Source organism: Pseudomonas fluorescens, assembly GCF_030344995.1.
GTDB lineage: Bacteria > Pseudomonadota > Gammaproteobacteria > Pseudomonadales > Pseudomonadaceae > Aquipseudomonas > Aquipseudomonas fluorescens_BF.
The window spans coordinates 4775538-4793803 of record NZ_CP128260.1 but is presented as its reverse complement, the minus strand read 5'-3'; the positions used below and the strand labels follow the sequence as shown (position 1 = coordinate 4793803).

Here is an 18266-nt window from a genome sequence, read left to right as displayed (position 1 = left end):
CTTGCCGATCCTTACAATCACAAATCAAAAGGAGCCGAACAGTGATCGACACATTCAACCGAACCGGACCACTCATGGAAGCTGCAAGTTATCCCGCCTGGGCGCAACAGTTGATCCAGGATTGCAGCGAGAGCAAACGCCGGGTTGTCGAACATGAACTTTATCTGCGCATGCGTGATAACAAGCTCAGCGCCAAAACCATGCGCCAGTACCTGATCGGGGGCTGGCCCGTCGTTGAGCAATTCGCCTTGTACATGGCGCAGAATCTCACTAAAACCAAATTCGCCCGTCACCCGGGTGAAGACATGGCGCGGCGCTGGTTGATGCGCAACATCCGCGTCGAACTCAACCATGCCGATTACTGGCTGCACTGGAGCCGGGCCCATGGGGTGAGCCTGGAAGATCTGCAGGCGCAGCAGGTGCCACCGGAGTTGCATGCCCTGAGCCACTGGTGCTGGCACACCAGCTCGGCGGATTCACTGATCGTGGCCATCGCGGCCACCAACTACGCCATCGAAGGCGCGACCGGGGAGTGGTCGGCGCTGGTATGTTCGACGGGTGTCTATGCCGCCGCCTTCCCTGAAGAGGATCGCAAGCGGGCGATGAAGTGGCTGAAGATGCATGCCCAGTACGACGATGCCCACCCTTGGGAAGCGTTGGAGATCATCTGCACCCTGGCCGGGACGAACCCGAGCAAGGCCTTGCAGGTGGAACTGCGACAGGCGATTTGCAAGAGCTACGACTACATGTACCTGTTCCTGGAGCGCTGCATGCAGCTTGAGCTGTCGGAGCGGGTGATGGTCGGGCGTGAGCGTCGGGCGCTGGTCGAGAGCTGATTTCGGCGGCATCAATAAAAAACGGGAGCCTCGGCTCCCGTTTTTGTTGGCTGAGAAATATCAGCCCGCCATGGTCAGGCGATTGCGGCCCTCGCGCTTGGCGACATATAGCGCGCTGTCGGCGCGGCGCAACAGGCTGTCGGCGGATTCGCCCGGCAACAGGGTCGAGCAACCGAGGCTCACGGTCAGTTCGATCAATTGATTATTGGCGTAGTAATCCTGAGCCTGCGCTGCCTGACGCAAGCGCTCGCCGACCATGGCGGCCGCATCGCGAGCGGTGTTGGACAGCAGGATCAGAAACTCTTCGCCGCCATAGCGGAACACCATGTCGACGTTGCGCAACTGGCCCTTGATCGAGGCAGCCACGGCTTTGAGTACGTCATCGCCAGCGCTGTGGCCATGGAGGTCGTTGACCTGTTTGAAATGGTCGATGTCCAGCATCAGCAGCGACAACGGTTGCAGGTGCCGGCGTGACATCTCGATTTCTCGTTGCAGCGTCTGCTCCATGGCAATGCGGTTGCCGGCACCGGTCAACGGATCACGCAGGGCGCTTTGCGTGGCGGCACGGTACAGCAGCGCATTGCGCATCGGATACAGCAGGGCCGACAGCAGCGATTCGAGATTGCCCAGTTCCTGTTCGCTGAAGCGCTGGTTGCGGCGAAATACCAACTCACCCATGTGCTCGCCTTCGTGGCTGAGGCTGTAGCTGGCCGAGTGGTGCCCTCGGGCGCCGAACTCCAGGCGCAGATCGCTGCCGTTGTGTACGTAAGTCAAGGCGTCCAGCGGCACCAGTCGCTGAACTTCGCGGAAAAACAGACCGAGGATGCGTTGAGGCTCAAGGCTGGTTTGCAGTTGCAGGCTCATTTGCTGGCGCAATTGCGCCAGGCTGACAGGTCGCGCCAGGAGAGGCGGCTGCTGACCGAAGCCCAGGCGTTGCAATTTGGCACTGTCGAAGTCAATTGCAGTGGTCTGGGAGGGTGATTTCATATGGCGTGAGCCCCTAAGCAGTAAGTCTGTCTTACAGGCTGGGTGAGAGCGGCTATGGGCTGCGCGTCATACTGATCCATCAGTCCCGTAGGACATTTGGCACAAGTTTAGTCTGCCCGATGACGATTAGTCAGCTATCGAATCAGGCCTTGCCCGACTGCCTTCACTCGGCGTGCTTTGAGGAAATGTAGAGCGAAAGTCGTGCCACACGGTTCATATTTTTTGAAAACCGTTGTGAATCAATAATTTGGAATTTTTGCGGAATGAGGGGCGGTGGTTATTTGACTGAATTTGCCGTGCTCAAAGCGGCAATTGCATGCCGCGACGGTATTCCGCCACGGCAACAAAAGCGACGTATGGCATTACTGGGCGTTGAACGCCTGACCATTGATACCGGTGCTGTCCGGGCCCATCAGGTACAGATAGACCGGCATGATCTCTTCCGGTGTCGGGTTGTTCAGCGGGTTTTCACCCGGGTAAGCCTGGGCGCGCATGCTGGTGCGGGTGGCGCCCGGGTTGATGCTGTTGGAGCGCACCGGGGCGACGTTTTCGACTTCGTCGGCCAGGGTTTGCATCAGGCCTTCGGTGGCGAACTTCGATACGCCATAGGCGCCCCAGTAGGCACGACCCTTGCGCCCGACACTGCTCGAGGTGAAGACCACCGACGCGTCCTGCGACAGTTTGAGCAGCGGCAGCAGGGTGCTGGTCAGCATGAACATCGCGTTGACGTTGACCTGCATGACGCGCATGAAGTTTTCACCGGACAACTGCTCGATCGGCGTGCGCGGGCCGATGATCGAGGCGTTGTGCAGCAGGCCGTCGAGGTGGCCGAACTCGGTCTCGATCATTGCCGCCAGCTCATCGTATTGGTGGGGCAGGGCGGTTTCGAGGTTGAACGGGATCACCGCCGGTTGTGGATGACCGGCCGCTTCGATCTCGTCGTAGACCTGGGTCAGATTGGCTTCGGTCTTGCCCAGCAGCAGCACGGTCGCGCCGTGGGCGGCGTAGGTCTTGGCGGCAGCCGCGCCGATGCCACGACCGGCACCGGTGACCAGAATGACCCGATCCTTGAGCAATTCGGGGCGAGCGGAGTAATCAAACATAAGAAACCTCTAATCCATTAACTTCTGATCGTTCCCGCGCCCTGCGCGAGATTGCAGCGATGGTCGCTCTGCAGCACCACTCAGCAACTGCACAGAGCGTTGTCGAGCACCTTGCGCAATTCCAGCGGGTGATCCACCACCACGTCCGCGCCCCAGTGCCGAGGGTTGTCATCCGGGTGAATGTAGCCGTAGGTCACAGCAGCGGTCCTGGTGCCGGCGTCACGGCCGGATTCGATATCACGCAGATCATCGCCGATAAACAGAACGGTCGACGGATCCAGATCAAGCATCTTGCAGGCAAGGGTCAGCATCTCGGGATCCGGCTTGCTGTTCTTCACGTGATCCGGGCAGATCAGCAGCGCCGAGCGCTCGGCCAGCCCCAGTTGCTGCATGATCGGTTCGGCGAAGCGCAGCGGCTTGTTGGTGACCACGCCCCAGACCAGATTGGATTTCTCGATGTCGGCCAGCAATTCGCCCATGCCGTCGAACAGTTTGCTGTGCACGGCGCAACCGACGAGGTAGCGCTCGAGGAACTCCAGGCGTAGTTCCTCGAAGCCCGGCGACTCCGGGTCCATCGAGAACGTCACCGCGACCATGGCCTTGGCGCCGCCGGAGATTTCATCGCGGATATGTTTGTCGTTCATCGGCGGCAAACCGCGATCCGCGCGCATCGCCTGGCAGATGGCGATGAAGTCCGGCGCGGTGTCGAGCAGAGTGCCGTCCATGTCGAAAAGGACTGCTCTGATGGCCATCGGCTTACTCCTCGCGCAGGGTCTGGATCATGTAGTTGACGTCAACGTCCGCCGCCAGTTTGTAATGCTTGGTCAGCGGGTTGTAGGTCAGACCGATGATGTCCTTGACGGTCAGGCCGGCCATGCGGCTCCAGGCACCCAGCTCGGACGGGCGGATGAATTTCTTGAAGTCGTGGGTGCCGCGCGGCAGCAGCTTCATGATGTATTCGGCGCCGACGATGGCGAACAGATACGCCTTCGGGTTGCGGTTGATGGTGGAGAAGAACACCTGGCCGCCGGGCTTGACCATGCGGTAGCAGGCGCGGATCACCGAGGACGGGTCCGGTACGTGCTCAAGCATTTCCAGGCAGGTGACAACGTCGAACTGCTCGGGCATTTCTTCGGCCAGGGCTTCGGCGGTGATCTGGCGGTATTCGACGTTCACGCCGGATTCCAGCTGATGCAGTTGCGCGACCGCCAGCGGCGCTTCGCCCATGTCGATGCCGGTCACGGTCGCGCCGCGCTGGGCCATGGCTTCACTGAGGATGCCGCCGCCGCAACCGACGTCGAGGACCTTTTTACCGGCCAGATTGACACGCTCGTCAATCCAGTTGACCCGCAGCGGGTTGATGTCGTGCAGCGGTTTGAACTCGCTTTCGCGATCCCACCAGCGATGGGCCAGGGCTTCGAATTTGGCGATTTCGGCGTGGTCGACGTTGCTCATGATTCAATCCTCTAAAACTTGAAAAAGGCTGTAGCCCCGGAGTTTGCCCCGGGGTGTTTACGATTCGGTGTGGCCGCTGATGCGTCGGCCCCAGGCCCGGGCGGTTTCGCCGAGCTGTTGTTCGTCCAGTCGGGTCAGGCGCCGGTCGTCGAGCAACTGCTTGCCGGCAACCCACAGGTGTTTCACGCAGTCGCGGCCGGTGGCATATATAAGCTGCGAGACCGGGTCATAAACCGGTTGTTGCGCGAGGCCGGACAGGTCGAAGGCGACGATGTCTGCCGCCTTGCCGAGTTCCAGGGAGCCGGTCTCGGCTTCGATTCCCAGGGCTCGCGCGCCGTTCAGCGTGGCCATGCGCAGCGCCCGGTGGGCGTCCAGCGCGGTGGCCGAGCCAGCGACGGCTTTGGCCAGCAGGGCGGCGGTGCGGGTTTCGCCCAGCAGGTCCAGGTCATTGTTGCTCGCCGCGCCATCGGTGCCGACCGCGACGTTGACCCCGGCCTGCCACAGGCGCTCCACCGGGCAGAAACCGCTGGCCAGTTTCAGGTTCGACTCCGGGCAGTGGATCACGCTGGTGTTGCTTTCTACCAGCAACGCCAGGTCGTCATCGCTGATCTGGGTCATGTGCACGGCCTGGAAGCGCGGGCCGAGCAGGCCGAGACGACCGAGGCGGGCCAGCGGGCGTTCGCCGCGCTGTTCGAGCGCTTGCTGCACTTCGAAGGCGGTTTCGTGGACGTGCATGTGGATCGAGGCGTCCAGCTCTTCGGCGATCACGCGGATTTTTTCCAGGTTCTCGTCGCCCACGGTGTAGGGTGCATGAGGGCCGAAGGTGATCTTGATGCGCTCGTGATGCTTGAGGTCGCCGAGCAGTTCGACGCCCTGACGTATGGCTTCATCAGCGCTGGCGGCGCCCGGAATCGGGAAGTCGAGGATCGGAATCGCGATCTGCGCGCGGATTCCGCTGTTGTGCACGCGCTCGCTGGCAATCTTCGGGAAGAAGTACATGTCCGAGAAACAGGTGATGCCACCTTTTATCTGTTCGGCGATGGCCAGATCGGTGCCGTCACGCACAAAATCTTCATTGACCCATTTGCCCTCGGCCGGCCAGATGTGGTTTTCCAGCCAGGTCATCAGCGGCAGATCGTCGGCCAGGCCACGGAACAGCGTCATCGCGGCATGGCCGTGGGCGTTGATCAGGCCGGGGCTGAGCAGAACGTCCGGCAGTTCGCAGACTTCAGTGGCGTTACACTTCAAGGCTTCGGCGCGCGGGCCGATGAACACGATGCGGCCGTCGCGGACGCCCAGGCCATGCTCCTTGAGCACCACGCCTGCGGGTTCGACGGGTACCAGCCAGGTCGGCAGCAATAATAAGTCGAGCGCAATGGCAGGTTTCGGCATCGAGGGTCGGTTCCAGTGCTTTTGTAAAGGATGGCGAAGTATACCCGAGCGTCTTCGCGGGGGGATCGCTATAATCGGCGGCTTTTGTTCATGAGTGCGGGGTGAGGGATGCGCGATCGACTGTTGGCTGCGGAGAAAGTAAAGGCCATCGATTGGCGTGATGGCGCGCTCCACCTGCTGGATCAGCGCGTTTTGCCGTTCGAGGAAAACTGGATCGCCTACACCAGCGCCGCCGGCGTGGCCGAGGCGATTCGCTCGATGGTGGTGCGCGGTGCGCCGGCCATCGGTATCAGTGCCGCCTATGGCATCGTGCTGGCGGCCCGTGCCCGGATTGCCGAAGGTGGCGACTGGTATGCGTCGCTGGAAGAGGATTTCATGCTGCTGGCCGATTCCCGCCCGACGGCGGTCAATCTGTTCTGGGCGTTGAACCGCATGCACGACCGGCTGGACCGTTTGAAAGAAAACGCCGATCCGCTGGCGGCGCTGGAAGCCGAAGCCATCGCTATTCATGAAAGCGATCGCGAAGCCAATCTGACCATGGCTCAGCTCGGCGTTGATCTGATTCGAAAACATCAGGGCAATGCTCAGGCGATTCTGACCCACTGCAACACCGGTGCCCTGGCCACTGGTGGTTTCGGTACGGCGCTCGGGGTAATACGCGCGGCGTTCATCGAGGGCATGGTCGAGCGTGTCTACGCCGACGAAACCCGGCCGTGGCTGCAAGGCTCGCGCCTGACCGCGTGGGAACTGGCCAACGAAGGCATTCCAGTAACGCTCAATGCCGACTCCGCCGCCGCGCACATCATGAAAACCAAAGGCGTGACCTGGGTGATTGTCGGCGCTGACCGGATCACCGCCAACGGCGATGTGGCGAACAAGATCGGCACCTATCAACTGGCGGTCAACGCCATGCACCATGGCGTTCGCTTCATGGTGGTGGCGCCGAGTTCGACCATCGACATGAATCTGGCGAGCGGTGACGACATTCCGATCGAAGAGCGCGACGGCGCCGAGTTGCTGGAAGTTGGCGGCAAACGCGTCGGGGCTGACGTTGAGGCGTTCAACCCGGTGTTTGACGTGACCCCGGCAGATCTGATCGATGCGATCGTTACCGAGAAAGGCATCGTCGAACGGCCGGATACCGCGAAGATGGCGCAGTTGATGTGCCGCAAGCGCCTGCATTAAGGGTGTTCGGCGCCTGCTGAATTGCCATCGCCAGCAGGCGGACTACCACAGGTTCTGTGCCCGCCACGGATCCTGTGGGAGCTGGCTTGCCAGCGATGGGGCCTTGAAAGTCAATAAACATCCGCAATTTCGTCCCGAAATCTGCATTCAGGGAAGCTCTGAGCCTCTCTCGTCCCCGTTAAGCCTGTCATCGGTCATCTAACTATGCTCCATGCGCATCTGGGGGATAGGTGCGTGGCGGCTCTTGTGATAACATCCGGCGTTTTCCGAGGCAGTCCCACGGGGTTGTCTTCACTGCGCAAATCCAGGGTCAACTTGTCGATTTGTCGTAAGTCGGCGCATGGCACTCGGCCTGCATCGACGAGCTTCGTGCGTCCCCTATGGATATGGCGAAGTTTCACCAGAAAAAGGAATCAGGCTTCTCATGGGCGAACTGGCCAAAGAAATCCTCCCGGTCAATATCGAAGACGAGCTGAAACAGTCCTATCTCGACTACGCGATGAGCGTGATCGTCGGCCGTGCACTGCCGGATGCGCGCGATGGCTTGAAGCCCGTGCACCGTCGCGTGCTGTTCGCGATGAGCGAGCTGGGCAACGACTTCAACAAGCCGTACAAGAAATCTGCCCGTGTCGTCGGTGACGTGATCGGTAAGTATCACCCGCACGGTGATACCGCGGTGTACGACACCATCGTCCGCATGGCGCAGCCTTTCTCCCTGCGTTACCTGCTGGTCGACGGCCAGGGCAACTTCGGTTCGGTGGACGGCGACAACGCCGCGGCCATGCGATACACCGAAGTGCGCATGACCAAGCTGGCGCACGAGCTGCTGGCCGACCTGCACAAGGAAACCGTGGACTGGGTGCCGAACTACGACGGCACCGAACTGATCCCGGCAGTCATGCCGACCCGCGTACCGAACCTGCTGGTCAACGGTTCCAGCGGTATCGCCGTGGGCATGGCGACCAACATTCCGCCGCACAACCTCGGTGAAGTCATCGACGGTTGCCTGGCCCTCATCGACAACCCCGAGCTGACCGTCGATGAGCTGATGCAATACATTCCCGGTCCGGACTTCCCGACCGCCGCGATCATCAACGGTCGCGCCGGCATCATCGAAGCCTACCGCACCGGCCGTGGCCGCATTTACATGCGCGCCCGCTCGATCATCGAAGACATCGACAAGGTCGGTGGTCGTCAGCAGATCGTCATCACCGAACTCCCTTACCAGCTGAACAAGGCGCGTCTGATCGAGAAGATCGCCGAGCTGGTAAAAGAGAAGAAACTCGAAGGCATCACCGAGCTGCGTGACGAGTCCGACAAGGACGGTATGCGCGTCGTGATCGAACTGCGTCGCGGCGAAGTGCCTGAGGTGATCCTCAACAACCTCTACGCCCAGACCCAGCTGCAATCGGTATTCGGCATCAACATCGTTGCGCTGATCGATGGCCGTCCGCGGATCCTGAACCTCAAGGACCTGCTGGAAGCGTTCGTCCGTCACCGTCGCGAAGTGGTTACCCGCCGTACCGTGTTCGAGCTGCGCAAGGCGCGCGAGCGCGGTCACATCCTCGAAGGTCAGGCCGTTGCCCTGTCGAACATCGACCCGGTCATCGCCCTGATCAAGGCTTCGCCGACCCCGTCGGAAGCCAAGGAAGCACTGGTCAGCACGCCGTGGGAATCTACTGCCGTGGTGGCGATGGTGGAACGTGCCGGTGCCGATTCGTGCCGTCCGGAAAACCTCGATCCGCAATACGGTCTGCGCGACGGCAAGTACTTCCTGTCGCCAGAGCAGGCGCAAGCCATTCTGGAACTGCGTCTGCACCGTCTGACCGGTCTGGAACACGAAAAGCTGCTGGCCGAGTATCAAGAGATCCTTAACCAGATCGGCGAGCTGATCCGCATCCTCAACAGCGCCGTGCGCCTGATGGAAGTGATCCGCGAAGAACTGGAAGTGATCCGCGCCGAATACGGCGACGTACGCCGCACCGAAATCCTCGATGCCCGACTCGACCTGACCCTGGGCGACATGATCCCGGAAGAAGAGCGCGTCGTGACCATCTCCCACGGTGGCTATGCCAAGACCCAGCCGCTGGCTGCGTATCAGGCCCAGCGTCGTGGCGGTAAAGGCAAATCGGCTACCGGCGTGAAGGATGAGGACTACATCGCTCACCTGCTGGTTGCCAACAGCCACACCACGCTGCTGCTGTTCTCCAGCAAGGGCAAGGTGTACTGGCTGAAAACCTACGAAATTCCGGAAGCGTCCCGCGCCGCCCGTGGTCGTCCGCTGGTCAACCTGCTGCCGCTGGATGACGGTGAATACATCACCACCATGCTGCCGGTCGAGGAATACACCGAAGGTCACTACATCTTCATGGCCACCGCCAACGGCACCGTGAAGAAGACCCCGCTGGAATCCTTCAGCCGTCAGCGCAGCGTCGGTCTGATCGCGCTGGAGCTGGACGAAGGCGACGTGCTGATCTCCGCCGCCATCACCGATGGCGAGCGTGAAGTGATGCTGTTCTCCGACGGCGGCAAGGTGACCCGCTTCAAGGAATCCGACGTTCGTGCCATGGGCCGTACCGCCCGTGGTGTGCGCGGCATGCGTCTGCCGGAAGGGCAGAAGCTGATTTCGATGCTGATCCCGGAAGAAGGCAGCCAGATCCTCACCGCTTCCGAGCGTGGCTACGGCAAGCGCACCGCGATCACCGAGTTCCCTGAGTACAAGCGTGGCGGTCAAGGCGTGATCGCCATGGTCAGCAACGAGCGTAACGGCCGTCTGGTCGGTGCGGTTCAGGTGCTCGACGGCGAGGAGATCATGCTGATTTCCGACCAGGGCACGCTGGTGCGTACCCGTGTCGACGAAGTTTCCAGTCTGGGTCGTAACACCCAGGGCGTGACCCTGATCAAGCTGGCCAAGGATGAAACCCTGGTTGGTCTGGAGCGGGTTCAGGAGCCGTCGGAAGTCGAAGGTGACGAGCTTGAAGGTGAAGAAGGTGTCGAATTGGAAGAAGGCGTGATCGGCGCCGAACCGGACGATGCGGTCGACAACCTGCAGGCGGACGCCGCAGACGAAGAAGAGTCGCAAGACTAACCAAATCGTAGCAGGGCAGAGTGTTTGCTCTGTCCGCTACCGTGATTGCATAGCGAGAGTGGATGTGAGCAAACGAGCCTTTAACTTCTGCGCAGGTCCCGCTGCGCTGCCTGAAGCTGTCCTGTTGCGTGCCCAGTCCGAGATGCTCGACTGGCACGGCAAGGGTCTGTCGGTCATGGAAATGAGCCATCGCAGCGATGACTACGTGGCCATCGCCGAGAAGGCCGAACAAGACCTGCGCGACCTGCTGTCCATCCCCTCCAATTACAAAGTGCTGTTCCTGCAGGGCGGTGCGAGCCAACAGTTCGCCGAGATTCCGCTGAACCTGCTGCCCGAGAACGGCACTGCCGACTATGTCGAAACCGGCATCTGGTCGAAAAAAGCCATCGAGGAAGCGCGTCGCTTCGGCAACGTCAACGTTGCCGCCAGCGCCAAGCCTTACGACTATCTGGCCATCCCTGGCCAGAACGAATGGAAGCTGACCCCGGGTGCGGCCTATCTGCATTACGCGTCCAACGAAACCATCGGCGGCCTGCAGTTCGACTGGGTTCCCGAGGCCGGTGACGTTCCGTTGGTGGTCGACATGTCCTCCGATATCCTCTCGCGTCCGATCGATGTGTCGCAGTACGGCCTGATCTACGCCGGCGCGCAAAAGAACATCGGCCCGAGCGGACTCGTCGTTGTGATCGTTCGTGAAGACCTGCTGGGCCGCGCCCGCAGTTCGTGCCCGACCATGCTCGACTACAAGGTCTCGGCCGATAACGGCTCGATGTACAACACCCCGGCCACCTATTCCTGGTACCTCTCGGGCCTGGTTTTCGAGTGGCTGAAGGAGCAGGGCGGCGTCGCCGCTATGGAGCAGCGCAACAAGGCGAAGAAAGATCGCCTGTACGGCTTCATCGACAACAGCGACTTCTATACCAACCCGATCAGCGTCAACGCCCGCTCGTGGATGAACGTGCCGTTCCGTCTGGCTGACGAGCGTCTGGACAAGGCTTTCCTGGCCGGCGCCGACGCCCGTGGCCTGCTCAACCTCAAGGGCCATCGTTCGGTCGGCGGCATGCGTGCCTCGATCTACAACGCCCTGGGTCTTGACGCCGTTGAAGCGCTGGTTGGCTACATGGCTGAATTCGAGAAGGAGCATTCCTGATGTCCGAGCAGGAGCTCAAGGCGCTGCGCGTTCGCATCGATAACCTGGATGAGAAGATCCTCCAGCTGATCAGCGATCGCGCTCGCTGTGCCGAAGAAGTTGCCCGGGTCAAGATGGCCAGTCTGGCCGAAGGCGAGCAGCCGGTGTTCTACCGTCCCGAGCGTGAGGCGCAGGTCCTCAAACGCGTGATGGAGCGCAACAAGGGGCCGCTGGGTAACGAAGAGATGGCGCGCTTGTTCCGCGAAATCATGTCTTCGTGCCTGGCCCTCGAGAATCCGCTGAAAGTGGCTTATCTCGGTCCGGAAGGCACCTTCACCCAAGCGGCGGCCATGAAACACTTCGGTCATGCGGTGATCAGCAAGCCGATGGCGGCGATCGACGAAGTATTCCGCGAAGTGGCAGCTGGCGCGGTGAATTTTGGCGTGGTGCCGGTGGAGAACTCCACCGAGGGCGCGGTCAACCACACCCTCGACAGCTTCCTCGAGCACGATATGGTGATCTGTGGCGAAGTCGAGCTGCGGATTCACCACCACCTGTTGGTCGGTGAAAACACCAAGACCGACAGCATCAGCCGCATCTATTCCCACGCCCAGTCGCTGGCCCAGTGCCGCAAATGGCTGGATGCCCACTACCCGAATGTCGAGCGCGTGGCGGTGTCCAGCAACGCCGAAGCGGCCAAGCGGGTCAAGGGTGAGTGGAACTCGGCGGCGATCGCCGGTGACATGGCGGCCGGGCTGTATGGCCTGACCCGTCTGGCCGAGAAGATCGAGGATCGTCCGGACAACTCCACGCGCTTCCTGATGATCGGTAACCAGGAAGTGCCGCCGACCGGCGACGACAAGACGTCGATCATCGTGTCCATGAGCAACAAGCCCGGCGCGCTCCACGAGCTGCTGGTGCCGTTCCATGACAACGGGATCGACCTGACCCGGATCGAAACCCGTCCGTCGCGCAGCGGCAAATGGACCTACGTGTTCTTCATCGACTTCGTCGGTCATCACCGTGATCCGCTGATCAAAGGTGTACTGGAAAAGATCAGTCAGGAAGCAGTAGCACTCAAGGTGCTGGGTTCCTACCCGAAAGCAGTTCTTTAAGGGGTGGTAGCAATGAGTGGCAACTTCCTCGCTCTGGCACAGCCGGGCGTGCAACAACTTTCGCCATACGTGCCGGGCAAGCCCGTGGACGAGCTGGCGCGCGAGCTGGACCTGGATCCGGCAAGCATCGTCAAACTGGCGAGCAACGAAAACCCGTTGGGCGCGAGCCCGAAAGCCCTGGCTGCGATCCGCGAAGCGCTGGACGAGCTGACCCGCTATCCGGATGGCAATGGTTTTGCGCTGAAATCCCTGCTGGCCGAGCAGTGCCGTGTCGAGCTGAACCAGGTGACCCTGGGCAACGGCTCGAACGACATTCTCGAGCTGGTGGCGCGCGCCTATCTGGCGCCGGGCCTGAATGCGGTGTTCAGCGAGCACGCGTTTGCGGTCTACCCGATCGCCACCCAGGCGGTCGGCGCTCAGGCCAAGGTCGTTCCGGCCAAGGATTGGGGCCATGACCTGCCGGCCATGCTGGCAGCCATCGACGCCAACACCCGCGTCGTGTTCATCGCCAACCCGAACAACCCGACCGGCACCTGGTTCGGCGCCGAAGCGCTGGACGAATTCCTGCAGGACGTGCCGGAGCATGTGCTGGTGGTGCTGGACGAGGCCTACATCGAATATGCCGAAGGCAGCGATCTGCCGGATGGTCTGGATTTCCTCGCGGCTTATCCGAACCTGCTGGTTTCGCGCACCTTCTCCAAGGCCTACGGTCTGGCGGCGCTGCGCGTTGGTTATGGCTTGTCCACCCCGGTGGTGGCGGATGTGCTGAACCGTGTACGCCAGCCGTTCAACGTGAACAGCCTGGCTTTGGCCGCGGCATGTGCGGCGCTGAAGGATGAGGAATATCTGGCGCAGAGCCGTCAGCTCAATGAATCCGGCATGCAACAGCTGGAATCGGGTTTCCGCGAGCTGGGCCTGAACTGGATTCCGTCCAAGGGCAACTTCATCTGCGTCGACCTCGGTCAAGTGGCGGCTCCTGTATTCCAGGGCCTGCTGCGCGAAGGCGTGATCGTGCGTCCGGTGGCCAACTACGGCATGCCGAACCATCTGCGGGTGACCATCGGTCTGCCGGCGGAAAACAGCCGCTTCCTCGAAGCGCTGCGCAAGGTTCTGGCTCGTGGGTGATGTCACTGCGCTGCAATCTGCTGCACCTATGATCGGGCGCCTGGTGGTGGTCGGTCTGGGGTTGATCGGTGGTTCGTTTGCCAAAGGCTTGCGTGAAAGCGGCGTCTGCCGCGAAGTGGTCGGGGTCGATCTCGATCCGCAATCGCGCAAGCTGGCGGTCGAGTTGGGCGTGGTGGATCGGTGCGAAGACGACCTGGTGGCGGCTTGTCAGGGTGCGGACGTGATCCAGTTGGCGGTGCCGATCCTGGCCATGGAAAAAGTGCTGGCCCGTCTGGCCGGCATGGATCTGGGGCAGGCGATCCTGACGGATGTCGGCAGCGCCAAGGGCAATGTGGTGCGCGCGGCGACCGAAGCGTTCGGCGGCATGCCGGCGCGTTTCGTGCCGGGCCATCCGATTGCCGGCTCCGAGCAGAGCGGGGTGGAAGCCTCCAACTCGGAGCTGTTCCGCCGTCATAAAGTGATTCTGACCCCACTGGAGCAAACCGATCCGGCTGCCCTGGCGGTGGTTGATCGCTTGTGGCGCGAACTGGGCGCCGACGTCGAGCACATGCAGGTCGAGCGTCACGATGAAGTGCTGGCCGCAACCAGCCATCTGCCGCACCTGCTGGCCTTCGGTCTGGTCGATTCGCTGGCCAAGCGCAATGAAAACCTTGAGATCTTCCGTTACGCTGCGGGCGGTTTCCGTGATTTCACAAGAATCGCCGGAAGCGACCCGGTCATGTGGCATGACATCTTTCTCGCCAACCGCGAGGCTGTCCTGCGCACACTCGATACATTTCGCAGCGACCTCGACGCCTTGCGCGACGCGGTCGATGCAGGGGATGGGCACCAACTGTTGGGCGTCTTCACGCGCGCCCGGGTTGCCCGCGAGCATTTCAGTAAAATCCTGGCCCGCAGGGCCTATGTGGACGCTATGAATTCCAACGATCTGATTTTCCTGGCTCAACCTGGTGGCCGCCTGTCCGGTCGGATTCGCGTACCAGGTGACAAATCGATTTCCCACCGTTCGATCATGCTCGGTTCCCTGGCTGACGGCGTCACCGAAGTCGAAGGCTTCCTCGAGGGCGAAGACGCCCTGGCGACCTTGCAGGCGTTCCGCGACATGGGCGTGGTTATCGAAGGCCCGCATCACGGCCGCGTGACCATTCACGGTGTCGGCCTGCACGGCTTGAAGCCTGCGCCGGGCCCGATTTATCTGGGCAACTCCGGTACTTCGATGCGCCTGCTGTCCGGCCTGCTGGCCGCGCAGGACTTCGACAGCACCCTGACTGGTGATGCTTCGCTGTCCAAGCGTCCGATGAATCGTGTGGCCAACCCGCTGCGGGAAATGGGCGCCGTGATCGAGACCGCTGCCGACGGTCGTCCGCCGATGACCATTCGTGGTGGTCACAAGCTCAAAGGCCTGACCTACACCATGCCGATGGCCAGTGCCCAGGTTAAGTCCTGCCTGCTGCTGGCGGGTCTGTACGCCGAAGGCAAGACCACTGTGACCGAGCCGGCTCCGACTCGCGACCACACCGAGCGCATGCTGCGCGGCTTCGGCTATCCGGTGAACGTTGACGGCGCGACGGCGTCCGTCGAGTCCGGCGGCAAGCTGGCTGCGACCCACATCGAAGTGCCGGGCGATATCTCGTCGTCGGCATTCTTCCTGGTGGCGGCGTCCATTGCCGAAGGCTCGGAACTGGTGCTCGAACACGTTGGCATCAACCCGACCCGTACTGGCGTAATCGACATTCTGCGCCTGATGGGCGCCGACATTACTCTGGAAAACCAGCGTGAAGTGGGCGGCGAGCCAGTAGCGGATCTGCGTGTGCGAGCGGCTAAACTCAAGGGTATCGAGATTCCGGAAGCGCTGGTTCCGCTGGCCATCGACGAGTTCCCGGTGCTGTTTGTGGCCGCGGCCTGTGCAGAAGGGCGCACCGTGCTGACCGGAGCCGAAGAGCTGCGAGTCAAGGAATCGGACCGTATCCAGGTCATGGCGGACGGTTTGCTGGCGCTGGGCGTCAAGTGCGAACCGACCCCGGACGGCATCATCATCGACGGCGGCCAGATCGGCGGCGGCGAAGTGCATGGTCATGGCGATCACCGCATCGCGATGGCTTTCAGCGTGGCCTCATTGCGCGCTACTGCACCGATCCGCATCCATGATTGCGCCAACGTCGCGACATCGTTCCCGAATTTCCTGGCGCTGTGCGCGCAGGTCGGCATCCGTGTAGCGCAAGAGGCTCAGTCGTGAACAACATTGCTCCGGTCATCACCATCGACGGGCCAAGCGGCTCGGGCAAAGGCACCGTGGCCGGGATTCTGGCCAAGCGTCTGGGCTGGAACCTGCTGGACTCCGGTGCGTTGTATCGCCTGCTGGCGTTTGCCGCGCACAACCATGGTGTCGACCTGACCAATGAAGAACTGTTGAAGAAGCTGGCCGCTCATCTGGATGTGCAGTTCATCGCGGCGACCGACGGTCAGCTGCAGCGCATCATTCTGGAAGGTGACGAAGTCAGCGATGTCATCCGCACTGAAAGCGTCGGCTCCGGCGCTTCTCAGGTGGCTGCATTGCCGGCTGTGCGCGAGGCGCTGCTGCAGCGCCAGCGTGCTTTCCAGGAGTCGCCGGGCCTGGTGGCCGATGGTCGCGACATGGGCACGGTAGTATTTCCGAATGCGCCCCTGAAGATTTTCCTGACCGCCAGTGCCGAGGAGCGGGCGCGCCGTCGATATTTGCAGTTGAAGGGCAAAGTCGAGGGTGTTAGTCTGTCGAGTCTGCTAGATGAGATCCGTGCGCGTGACGAGCGCGATACCCAGCGAGCGGTGGCCCCGCTCAAACCGGCGGCCGACGCCATACAGCTGGATTCCACGGAGTTGTCCATCGATCAGGTGCTGGAACGCATCATGAGCGAGATCGCCATTCGCGATATCGCCGGGTGACCAGGAAGGCCGCAGGGGACCAGTCATAGTCCTGCGGTGGCTTCCTTTAAATGAAACTGACCCGCATCGTCTGGGATGTGGAGACGGGCGTATTTTTCGCCCTAATCAACAGGAATTAAAATGAGCGAAAGCTTTGCGGAACTCTTTGAAGAAAGCCTAAAGACCCTGAACCTTCAGGCAGGCTCCATCATCACCGGTGTTATCGTTGATATCGATTACCAAGCTCGCTGGGTAACTGTTCACGCTGGCCTGAAGTCCGAAGCACTGATCCCTCTGGAGCAGTTCTACAACGACGCTGGCGAACTGAACATCAACGTCGGTGACGAAGTTCACGTTGCTCTGGACTCGGTTGAAGACGGTTTCGGTGAAACCAAGCTGTCCCGTGAAAAAGCCAAGCGCGCTGAATGCTGGATCGTTCTGGAAGCAGCCTTCGCAGCTGAGGAAGTGGTCAAGGGCGTTATCAACGGTAAGGTTAAAGGCGGCTTCACTGTCGACGTTAACGGCATCCGTGCGTTCCTGCCAGGTTCCCTGGTTGACGTCCGTCCAGTGCGCGACACCACGCACCTGGAAGGCAAAGAGCTGGAATTCAAGGTCATCAAACTGGACCAGAAGCGCAACAACGTTGTCGTTTCCCGTCGCAGCGTCCTGGAAGCCGAGAACTCCGCCGAGCGTGAAGCTCTGCTGGAATCCCTGCAGGAAGGCCAGCAAGTCAAAGGTATCGTCAAAAACCTCACCGATTACGGCGCATTCGTCGATCTGGGTGGCGTGGACGGCCTGCTGCACATCACCGACATGGCGTGGAAGCGTATCAAGCACCCTTCCGAAATCGTCAATGTTGGCGACGAGATCGACGTCAAGGTTCTGAAGTACGATCGCGAGCGCAATCGTGTTTCCCTGGGCCTGAAGCAACTGGGCGAAGATCCATGGGTTGCTATCAAAGCCCGTTACCCAGAAAGCACTCGCGTTACCGCTCGTGTAACCAACCTGACCGACTACGGCTGCTTCGCTGAGCTGGAAGAAGGCGTTGAAGGTCTGGTACACGTTTCGGAAATGGACTGGACCAACAAGAACATCCACCCTTCGAAAGTCGTACAAGTCGGCGACGAAGTGGAAGTCATGGTTCTGGACATCGACGAAGAGCGTCGTCGTATCTCCCTGGGCATCAAGCAGTGCAAGTCGAACCCATGGGAAGACTTCTCTGGCCAGTTCAACAAGGGCGACAAGATCTCCGGCACCATCAAGTCGATCACCGATTTCGGTATCTTCATTGGTCTGGACGGCGGCATCGACGGTCTGGTTCACCTGTCCGACATCTCCTGGAACGAAGTGGGCGAAGAAGCCGTACGTCGTTTCAAGAAGGGCGACGAGCTGGACACCGTTATCCTGTCGGTTGACCCGGAGCGTGAGCGTATCTCCCTGGGTATCAAGCAACTGGAAAGCGATCCGTTCTCCGAGTACGTCTCGGTTAACGACAAAGGCGCAATCGTTACTGGCACCGTGAAAGAAGTTGACGCCAAAGGCGCCATCATCGTTCTGGCCGACGATATCGAAGCGACTCTGAAAGCCTCCGAAATCAGCCGTGACCGCGTTGAAGACGCGCGCAACGTTCTGAAAGAAGGCCAGCAAGTAGAAGCCAAGATCATCAGCGTTGATCGTAAGAGCCGCGTAATTCAGCTGTCGATCAAGTCGAAAGACGATGCTGAAGAGAAAGAAGCCATCCAGAGCCTGAAAGCAGCTCCGGAAGGCGAAGCAGCTGACACCACTATGGCGGCACTGCTGCGTCAAGCAATGGCCAAACAGAACTGAGTTCTGTCTGATCATTAAAAAAAGGGCGACTTCGGTCGCCCTTTTTTGTGCTTGCGATTTGGTGGGGCATTGCTCTCTGGTTATCAGGTGAAACCATTCCCTTTGCCGGGTGGTCTGTTTCTT

14 protein-coding genes are annotated in these 18266 nt (G+C 60.8%); 9 read left to right on the top strand and 5 right to left on the bottom strand.

Going from position 1 to position 18266, the window contains the following annotated elements; genetic code table 11:
- Nucleotides 1–41 precede the first annotated feature (41 nt).
- The gene (locus QR290_RS21395; RefSeq protein ID WP_085705394.1) at nucleotides 42–836 is read left to right on the top strand and encodes a TenA family transcriptional regulator; all 795 of its coding nucleotides are present in this window, start codon (nucleotides 42–44) and stop codon (nucleotides 834–836) included.
- Nucleotides 837–896: 60 nt separating this feature from the next.
- Here QR290_RS21395 and QR290_RS21390 read toward each other — a convergent pair whose 3' ends face one another.
- The 5 genes from QR290_RS21390 to QR290_RS21370 form a co-directional block, all read right to left on the bottom strand.
- On the bottom strand, nucleotides 897–1823 hold the full coding sequence (locus tag QR290_RS21390; RefSeq protein ID WP_115078802.1) for a GGDEF domain-containing protein: 927 nt from the start codon (nucleotides 1821–1823) through the stop codon (nucleotides 897–899).
- Between the two features lie 362 nt (nucleotides 1824–2185).
- Complete coding sequence (locus QR290_RS21385; RefSeq protein WP_007950904.1) at nucleotides 2186–2926, bottom strand: YciK family oxidoreductase; 741 nt, start codon at nucleotides 2924–2926, stop codon at nucleotides 2186–2188.
- 80 nt (nucleotides 2927–3006) lie between these two features.
- Nucleotides 3007–3678: an N-acetylmuramic acid 6-phosphate phosphatase MupP gene (gene mupP / locus QR290_RS21380; protein ID WP_289203560.1), complete on the bottom strand. Its 672-nt coding sequence runs from the start codon at nucleotides 3676–3678 to the stop codon at nucleotides 3007–3009.
- Between the two features lie 4 nt (nucleotides 3679–3682).
- On the bottom strand, nucleotides 3683–4381 hold the full coding sequence (gene ubiG / locus QR290_RS21375) for a bifunctional 2-polyprenyl-6-hydroxyphenol methylase/3-demethylubiquinol 3-O-methyltransferase UbiG (RefSeq protein ID WP_289203559.1): 699 nt from the start codon (nucleotides 4379–4381) through the stop codon (nucleotides 3683–3685).
- Between the two features lie 57 nt (nucleotides 4382–4438).
- A complete protein-coding gene (locus QR290_RS21370; RefSeq protein WP_289203558.1) occupies nucleotides 4439–5773 on the bottom strand; it encodes a TRZ/ATZ family hydrolase in 1335 nt (444 codons plus the stop codon).
- Between the two features lie 108 nt (nucleotides 5774–5881).
- On the opposite strand from QR290_RS21370, the gene mtnA reads away from it, so the two are divergent.
- The 8 genes from mtnA to rpsA all read left to right on the top strand — a co-directional run bounded on the left by mtnA (nucleotide 5882) and on the right by rpsA (nucleotide 18143).
- Complete coding sequence (gene mtnA / locus QR290_RS21365; RefSeq protein ID WP_007950910.1) at nucleotides 5882–6958, top strand: S-methyl-5-thioribose-1-phosphate isomerase; 1077 nt, start codon at nucleotides 5882–5884, stop codon at nucleotides 6956–6958.
- 424 nt (nucleotides 6959–7382) lie between these two features.
- Nucleotides 7383–10046, top strand: coding sequence for a DNA gyrase subunit A (gene gyrA, locus QR290_RS21360; RefSeq protein WP_039770558.1), 2664 nt, complete (start codon nucleotides 7383–7385; stop codon nucleotides 10044–10046).
- Between the two features lie 64 nt (nucleotides 10047–10110).
- The gene (gene serC / locus QR290_RS21355) at nucleotides 10111–11196 is read left to right on the top strand and encodes a 3-phosphoserine/phosphohydroxythreonine transaminase (RefSeq protein WP_289203557.1); all 1086 of its coding nucleotides are present in this window, start codon (nucleotides 10111–10113) and stop codon (nucleotides 11194–11196) included.
- The gene (gene pheA, locus QR290_RS21350) at nucleotides 11196–12290 is read left to right on the top strand and encodes a prephenate dehydratase (RefSeq protein ID WP_007950913.1); all 1095 of its coding nucleotides are present in this window, start codon (nucleotides 11196–11198) and stop codon (nucleotides 12288–12290) included. The genes serC and pheA overlap by 1 nt, the downstream gene beginning before the upstream one ends.
- A 12-nt stretch (nucleotides 12291–12302) precedes the next feature.
- Nucleotides 12303–13415, top strand: a complete 1113-nt coding sequence (gene hisC / locus QR290_RS21345; RefSeq protein ID WP_289203556.1) for a histidinol-phosphate transaminase — start codon at nucleotides 12303–12305, stop codon at nucleotides 13413–13415.
- Nucleotides 13416–13443: 28 nt separating this feature from the next.
- Nucleotides 13444–15651: a bifunctional prephenate dehydrogenase/3-phosphoshikimate 1-carboxyvinyltransferase gene (locus QR290_RS21340; RefSeq protein WP_289205320.1), complete on the top strand. Its 2208-nt coding sequence runs from the start codon at nucleotides 13444–13446 to the stop codon at nucleotides 15649–15651.
- Complete coding sequence (gene cmk, locus QR290_RS21335; protein WP_085647507.1) at nucleotides 15648–16337, top strand: (d)CMP kinase; 690 nt, start codon at nucleotides 15648–15650, stop codon at nucleotides 16335–16337. Before QR290_RS21340 ends, cmk begins: the two co-directional genes overlap by 4 nt.
- 120 nt (nucleotides 16338–16457) lie before the next feature.
- On the top strand, nucleotides 16458–18143 hold the full coding sequence (gene rpsA / locus QR290_RS21330) for a 30S ribosomal protein S1 (RefSeq protein ID WP_007950918.1): 1686 nt from the start codon (nucleotides 16458–16460) through the stop codon (nucleotides 18141–18143).
- Nucleotides 18144–18266 lie beyond the last annotated feature (123 nt).